2 protein-coding genes are annotated in these 2,309 nt (G+C 61.8%); both read left to right on the top strand.

The genetic code is table 11. The annotated features are described in order from the left end of the window. Positions 1 to 52: 52 nt before the first annotated feature. A complete protein-coding gene (locus V2H77_RS00815; RefSeq protein ID WP_341497282.1) occupies positions 53 to 1,393 on the top strand; it encodes a VasL domain-containing protein in 1,341 nt (446 codons plus the stop codon). A gap of 21 nt (positions 1,394 to 1,414) precedes the next feature. Beyond that, the coding region (gene tssI, locus V2H77_RS00820) for a type VI secretion system tip protein TssI/VgrG (RefSeq protein ID WP_341497283.1) at positions 1,415 to 2,309 on the top strand (895 nt) is incomplete at its 3' end.

Raw genomic sequence — 2,309 nt, forward strand, 5'->3', positions numbered from 1 at the left:
CAACCCACCCTGTCCTCCGCGCCGGCGGAGGCAGGCTAAAGGATGAACGGCCATGCGTGAACACCCTGAAAACCTGATTATCCGTGCCGGCAGTAACCCGATGCATCTGCCGGCGTTCACGGCAATCCGCGAAGAAATCAACAAAATCAACCACCCGTCTCAGCCGGCAGTGAACTGGCCGCTGATTGAATCGCTGGCCCTGACGCTGTTTCGCACCCACGGCGTCGATTTGCAGAGCGCGATTTACTACACTCTGGCCCGCATGCAGCTCAGCGGCCTGGCGGGCTTTACCGAAGGCTGCGAACTGCTGGCCGGGGTGATGGTCAGCCAGTGGGATGAACTGTGGCCGCCGCAGCCGGCGGTCCGTACCGACATGCTGGACTGGTTTAACACCCGCAGCGGCAACGCCTTACGCCAGCACGATTACACCCCCCGCGACCTGCGGATGATTTACCGGGCCGAGCGGGCCTTACAGCTCATCGTCGACCGGCTCCAGCAGTCCGACCTGAAACGCCTGCCGAAGGTCGAAAACCTGCTGTGGTTCTTCCAGAACACCGCCAAAAAACTGGAACAGACCCGACTCCTGCCCAAACCGGCCGCCAAACCGGTGCAGATGCCGCCGCTGGTTTATCTCGCCGGCACTGAACCGGCGCCGCCTGAACCGGAAACGGACGACAGCATGAGTGATGACCGCAGCCAGCCCAAAGTGCAGGTCCGTTTCCCTGACCCCCCGCCGCGACCGATGAGCGCCTTACAGGGGTTCGGACTGGGCGTATTACTGGGGGTATTTGTCCTGACCGGGACCTGGCTGGGCCTTTACCGGCCCTTACAACAGCAGATGACGGCCCTGACCGGCACCCCGGACGGGGCCAGACTGGCCTGGCTGTCTCATCCCGACCTGCAAACCTATGAACAGCAGTTAACCCGGTTAGCGGACACCTCCCCGCTGGTCGTCCTGCAACAGGCTGAGCAGCTCACCGGCACGGCGCAAAAAACCTGGCCGCAGGACCGTCAGCAGCAGCATGAAACGCAGCGCTGGCAGCAGCTCCAGGCTATCCGGCTGGAGACTGCGCCGGCACCCGGCAGCTGGCGCCAGACCCGGCATCAGCTCCAGCGGCTGGCGGACAAAATCCTGGAACAGGAGCGTAACCGGGGCAGTTTCACCCTCTCTTACCTGAAAACCGCGATTTATCAGATTCAGCACAGCCACAACCGTGACGTTCCGCTGGAAGAACTGCTGCGCCAGCTTGCCGCTGCCGTCGAACAGGGGCAGGCCGTCTCCCCGGCGCTGATAAAAAAGACCGACGACCGTTTTAACGCCCTGCTCAGCCGGTACTACGCGTTGCAGAAAGCCGCCGGACTGACCGCGCGCCCGGAACAACACCGCCCGTAAATTCAGAGAAGGAACCCTTATATGTCATTTCAGCCCAAAAAGACCGCCGGCCACCTCGCACAGCAGATAACCGACCGCCTCAGTTCCCCCGACGCCGGCGGCTTACAGTTCACCCTCACCGCCGGCGGACTGCCGCCGCACACCTTTGTGGTCTCCGCCTTCACCCTGAACGAAGCCTTCTCCACCCCGTTCACCCTGGCGGTCAGTTTAGCCAGCGCCGACCCGGCCATCGATTTCGCCGCGGTGCTCGACAACCGCGCCACCCTGACCATCCTGCGCGCAGGCAAAGTCGAACGCGCCGTCACCGGCATGGTCGCCTGCTTTGAGCAGGGCAACACCGGCAAACATCAGACCGGCTATAAAATGACGGTCCGGCCCGATATGTGGCGCACCACCCTGCGCCAGAATTCACGCATTTTTCAGCAGCAGGATATCCAGACCATTATCACCACCCTGCTCAAAGAAAACGGCGTCCGGGATGTGGCGTTCAGTCTGCGCAATCCGCACCCGGAACGGGAGTTCTGCGTCCAGTACCGCGAAACCGATTTTGAATTTCTGCAACGACTGACCGCCGAAGAGGGCCTCTTTTACTTCTTCGAATTCAGCAACAATAAAAACACCCTGGTGTTTGCCGACGATGCCGGCTCCGTGGTCAAAGGCCCGGTACTGCCCTATCACCCCGGCGACGCCGAACAGGCCCAGCAGCTGTGCATTACCCGGCTGACCCGCCAGGCTCAGGTGCGACCGGCGGTGGTGGAACTCAAAGATTACACCTTCAAAAACCCGGCCTGGGCGGCGGAGTTCCGTCATCAGATGCGGGAGCAGGACCTCCAGCATACCGGCTATGAACACTTTGATTTTCCCGGCGGCTTCAAAGACGGGCAGCACGGCGCCGATTTCACCCGCTACCGGCTGG

This window comes from Photorhabdus sp. P32 (genome assembly GCF_038085095.1).
In the GTDB taxonomy this organism is placed as follows: Bacteria; Pseudomonadota; Gammaproteobacteria; order Enterobacterales; family Enterobacteriaceae; genus Photorhabdus; species Photorhabdus luminescens.